The sequence below is a fragment of the uncultured Cetobacterium sp. genome, from assembly GCF_947039425.1.
Lineage (GTDB): Bacteria > Fusobacteriota > Fusobacteriia > Fusobacteriales > Fusobacteriaceae > Cetobacterium_A.
Genome location: NZ_CAMQYW010000146.1, coordinates 1 through 4,737 on the forward strand (window position 1 = coordinate 1; position 4,737 = coordinate 4,737).

The 4,737-nt window shown below is 25.3% G+C and carries 4 protein-coding genes; all 4 read right to left on the minus strand.

All coding sequences use genetic code 11. From position 1 onward, the window contains the following. Nucleotides 1-437: 437 nt before the first annotated feature. Nucleotides 438-1,187 (minus strand): aminotransferase class IV, encoded by a 750-nt coding sequence (locus Q0V09_RS07840; RefSeq protein ID WP_297488237.1) that lies wholly within the window; start codon nucleotides 1,185-1,187, stop codon nucleotides 438-440. Then, nucleotides 1,175-2,539: an aminodeoxychorismate synthase component I gene (gene pabB / locus Q0V09_RS07845; protein ID WP_297488239.1), complete on the minus strand. Its 1,365-nt coding sequence runs from the start codon at nucleotides 2,537-2,539 to the stop codon at nucleotides 1,175-1,177. The genes Q0V09_RS07840 and pabB overlap by 13 nt, the downstream gene beginning before the upstream one ends. Next, complete coding sequence (locus Q0V09_RS07850) at nucleotides 2,520-3,107, minus strand: aminodeoxychorismate/anthranilate synthase component II (RefSeq protein ID WP_367172321.1); 588 nt, start codon at nucleotides 3,105-3,107, stop codon at nucleotides 2,520-2,522. Before Q0V09_RS07850 ends, pabB begins: the two co-directional genes overlap by 20 nt. A gap of 112 nt (nucleotides 3,108-3,219) precedes the next feature. Next, nucleotides 3,220-4,299, minus strand: a complete 1,080-nt coding sequence (locus tag Q0V09_RS07855; protein ID WP_297488245.1) for a glycerol dehydrogenase — start codon at nucleotides 4,297-4,299, stop codon at nucleotides 3,220-3,222. Nucleotides 4,300-4,737 lie beyond the last annotated feature (438 nt).

The following is a 4,737-nucleotide window of genomic DNA, read 5'->3' on the forward strand; positions in this document are numbered from 1 at the left end:
ACGAATTCGTGACTGGAGTTCAGACGTGTGCTCTTCCGATCTTAATTATTCAAAAATTTCCAAATATAAATCTTAATAAATATATTGAATTTAATACTTTATTTTGCACAATTACCTTTATTTTTATAAATATAGCATTTTATAATTTTGTTAATACTCAAATTTATTTAAGTATTATTGGTTTTTTAGTTTTTGTCTATGGATGTTCAAATATTCTTTTAGCTACACCTATTTTTATCTACTTTGATTTAAATATTGATAAAAATTATTTAGGAAAATTTTATTCTTTAGGTTCTTTTTTAACTTTATGTTCAGCTCCATTTACATTTTATATAACTGGAGTCTTAATATCTAAATTTAATCCTTCTTTAGTGTCAATATATTACTTAATCTCTTTTTTAATATTTTATTTTATATTTTTCAGAAAAAAATTAAACTTATAAGTTAAACTTAATTTTTAATTTATCAGTAAAGCAAGATTGAAACTCTCTTTCATTAAAAGAACTTACTTTTAAAATTCCCATTAAAGAGTTAGTTAAAAATATTTCATCACACTCTAAAATATCTTTTAAAAAAAGTTTCTTTTGAAAGATAGGAAGGTTATATTCTCTACATTTTTCAAATATAACCTTTCTCATTGTACCTTCTAAGAGACCACAAGTTACTAAAGGTGTATATATTTTATTATCTTTTACTAAATAAATATTACTTGTAATACACTCTGTTATCTCATTGTATATATTAAAAAATAAACTTTCATTAAAACCTAATTCTTTAATTCTTTCAAGCTCTAAAATATTTTCTAAATAATTTAATGTTTTATGATAAATAATTTTTGATTTTGGATCTTTTTTTAAAGGACTTATTGTTAGTTTATACCCATTTTTATAGGTACTTTTTGTATATGAGAACTCTCTTTTTAAAATACTATAAAAGAATGAATCTCCATTTTTTCCTAAAGAAAATCTAAGGACATAGACTCTTTCATCATATTTTTTAATTTCTTTTTTTATAATTTCTAAAAATTCACCTAGTGACATATTAAAAAAAATATTTAGTTCTTTAGCTGAGTTTTTTAATCTAAGAAAGTGTTTTTCTATATTTAAAACTTTTAAATTTTCTACTTTCATTGTTTCAAAAACTCCATATCCATATAAAAATCCTTGTGTATTCTCTATTCTCTCCATTGAAGTGCCTCTTTTAAAGCTTTTCCTTTAATTAAACTCTCATCATACTCGCTTTGAATATGAGAATCCCAAACAATTCCACCGCCAACTTGATAATAAGCCATTTCATTTTTACAAAGAATAGTTCTTATAACAATACTTAAATCTATATTTCCATCAAAAGAGATATATCCAATTGATCCTGTATAAATATTTCTTTTAGTTCTTTCTAAATTTCCTATAAGTTTCATAGCACTTAGTTTTGGTGCTCCTGTTATTGATCCTCCAGGAAATGTGCTATTTAATATTTTTTCTATTCCTAAATTCTCCTTTAAAACTCCTTCAACATTGGCAACTTGTTGAAAAACTGTAGCATACTTTTCAATTGTAAAAAGATCATCCACTTTTACAGATCCAGCTTTAGATATTCTTCCAATATCATTTCTTTCTAAATCTACAATCATAAGAAGTTCAGACTGATCTTTTTTACTATTTCTTAAAATATTTTCATTTTCTATGTCCTCTTTTTCATTTTCTCCTCTTTTAATTGTTCCTTTTATAGGTCTTGTATCAATTTTCCCATCTTGAACTCTTATAAATCTCTCAGGAGATGATGAAACTATTGAAAACTCATTAAAATCTAAATATGCACCAAATGGAGCCTTATTTGTTTCTCTAAGCCTTTTAAAAAGTGTATATGGTGATTTATTTAATTTGCATTGAAATCTTTGAGTAAAATTAATTTGATATACATTTCCATTTTCTATATTTTCCTTAACTTTTTCAATTGAGTTGAAATACTCATTTTTTTCCATATTAACTTTAAATTTAACTTCATTATTATAAAAAGTATTAAAAACAACTTTTTTTTCTAACACTTTTTTCTCTAAATTTTCTAATATTTCATTAGTATTTTCTTTGAAATTTTGAACAACTATAAAAATATTTTCTTCTAAATTATCAATTATAATAGCTTCATTATATATTCCAAAAAACATATCTGGAATATTAACATCATCTATTTGATCTAATTTTATATTTTCTATCTCTTCTAAAAGATCATATGAAAGATATCCTAAAGCTCCTCCTATAAAAGGCAAATTACTTGTATTTTGTATCTTATACTTTTTCATAAGTAACTCTAAAACCTTAAAACTTTTAGAGTCTTCCTGTTTCCAAATAGTATTTTCAAATATTTGAACTTTTCCATTCTTGCTTTTTATTTTAATCATAGGATTACTAGCAATAATTGAATATCTTCCTAATTTTTCCTTGTTTTTTTGGCTATCTAAAAAAATACACATATCATCATTTACAAAATTATTAAAAATTTCAATAGGATCACAGTTAAGTTCAAGCTTTTTTATTAGCATATCTAACCTCCTTTAAAAAGTTTTCTAGTAACTCTAGTCCACATTCAGTCAAAATAGCTTCTGGATGAAATTGTACACCTTCAATTAAATAATCTCTATGTTTTAAACCCATAATCTCTCCTAAATCTGTTTGAGCTGTTATAATTAATTCTTCTGGTAAACTTTCTTTTTCAACAATTAAAGAGTGATAACGCGTTACATTTAAGGGATTTTTAAGATTCCTAAATACTCCTAAATTATTGTGAGTAATAGATGATACCTTTCCGTGAAAAGGAGATGACCCCTTAACTACATTTCCACCAAAGTATTCTCCAATAGATTGATGTCCTAAGCAAATTCCTAAAATTGGAAAAATTCCTTTTAAATTTTTTATTACCTCTAAAGTTATTCCAGCTCCCTTTGGATTTCCAGGACCTGGAGAGATAACAACAATTTCTGGATTTAGTTTTTTTATTTCATCTATTGTTATCTCATTATTTTTTTTTACTAAAATTTCCTCTTTTAAAACCTCAAAATATTGAACTAAATTGTAAGTAAAAGAATCAAAATTATCAATCATTAGTATTATAATAATCACATCCTTAATTAAATTTATTTAAGTTAAATTATACCATAATATTATTTTTTTATAAAAAAAAGTCACACAAAGTTTAACTTTGTGTGACATATTTCTCATTTAATTATAAAGATGAACCGTAGTTATCAGCTGTTAATATAGCAGCATAAACATCTTCAGGTGTTACTTTAAAGGGAGTATTGTGCATTGTTTCTCCAGGAGCACAAGAAAGCTCTGCAACTTTCATAATATCCTCTTCATTTATCTCTTTAATTCCCATTTCTTCTAAAGATACAGGAAGTCCAACTCTTTTACAGAAGTGTGCAACTTCTTCAATCTCTTCCATTGAATAGTTTTCTAAAAACATTTGAGCTAAAGTTCCAAATGCAACTTTTTCCCCATGATATAGATGATGACACTCTTTTATAGCTGTAAATCCATTATGAATAGCATGAGCAGCAGCAAGTCCACCACTTTCAGCACCTACTCCACTTAAATAAGTATTAGCTTCTATTATATTATTTAAAGCTTTTGTTGCAACTTTTTTTTCAGCTGCCATTAAAGCTTTTTCTCCATCTTCCATTAATGTTTCAAAACAAAGTTTTGCTAAAGCCTCTCCACCTTTAGTTGAATAACCTCCAACTAAGTTTAAAGAGTTCGATTTAATACAAGATTTAACTTCAAAATATGTAGCTAAAGCATCTCCCATTCCAGCAACTAAAAGTCTACTTGGAGCTTTTGCAATAATATCTGTATCCATAAGAATAACATCTGGATTATGAGGCAAGAATAGATACTCATCAAACTCTCCATTGTCATGATAAAGTACTGTAAGAGCTGTACAAGGTGAATCTGTTGAAGCTATTGTAGGAACTATCATTACAGGTAAGTTTAAAAAATATGCAACAGCTTTTGCTGTGTCTAAAGTTTTTCCTCCACCTACTCCTATAACCATTTTACACTGTTCTTTTTCTGCATGTTTTTTTAATTTTTCAACTTCATTTCTAGAACATTCGCCTTTAAAAATTTCAAAAGCAACATCTATATTTTCATTTTTAAAACTATGTTCTATGCTTTCTTTTGTTAAACCCATAACAAAACTATCAGCTATTACAAAAGACTTAACACTAGCATATTTTGCAATGTTTTTTATGGCACCTGCTCCTTGAATGTATTTACTTGGTGATTGTATTATCTGTTCCATAATTGTCCTCCATATAAACTATATTTTAATTTGTTTCATTATAGTTATATACAGAAAATGTATTTTGTTCAAGAAAAGAATTTTTTAGTATCTTCAATGTTGAAATTCGTACTGTTAATTATTCTTTCTTTCTATTTCAGAACTAAAATATATGTCCACATTTTACAAAATAAGAAAATTATGTTATAATATTAATATGTACAGATTTAGGAGATATTATTTTTCATCAAAATCAAATACAAACTTCACTTTAATAATTAAAATTTTGTCAAATCTTGACTTTTAAAAACCTTTTTTAATATTATTATAAACATCAAAATTACAAATATACTTATATTAAAATATCTCTTAAATTAAGAATTACTTCAATGTACATTGAAATAACTAAAATAGGAGGCAATATGATAAAAATAAGAAATGTATCTAAATTTTTTAATG

What these genes read in the sequence shown, in the direction of transcription:
- Q0V09_RS07840 (WP_297488237.1), bottom strand. Translation starts at nt 1,187, where the DNA reads ATGGAGAGAATAGAGAATACACAAGGATTTTTATATGGATATGGAGTT.
- pabB (WP_297488239.1), bottom strand. Translation starts at nt 2,539, where the DNA reads ATGCTAATAAAAAAGCTTGAACTTAACTGTGATCCTATTGAAATTTTT.
- Q0V09_RS07855 (WP_297488245.1), bottom strand. Translation starts at nt 4,299, where the DNA reads ATGGAACAGATAATACAATCACCAAGTAAATACATTCAAGGAGCAGGT.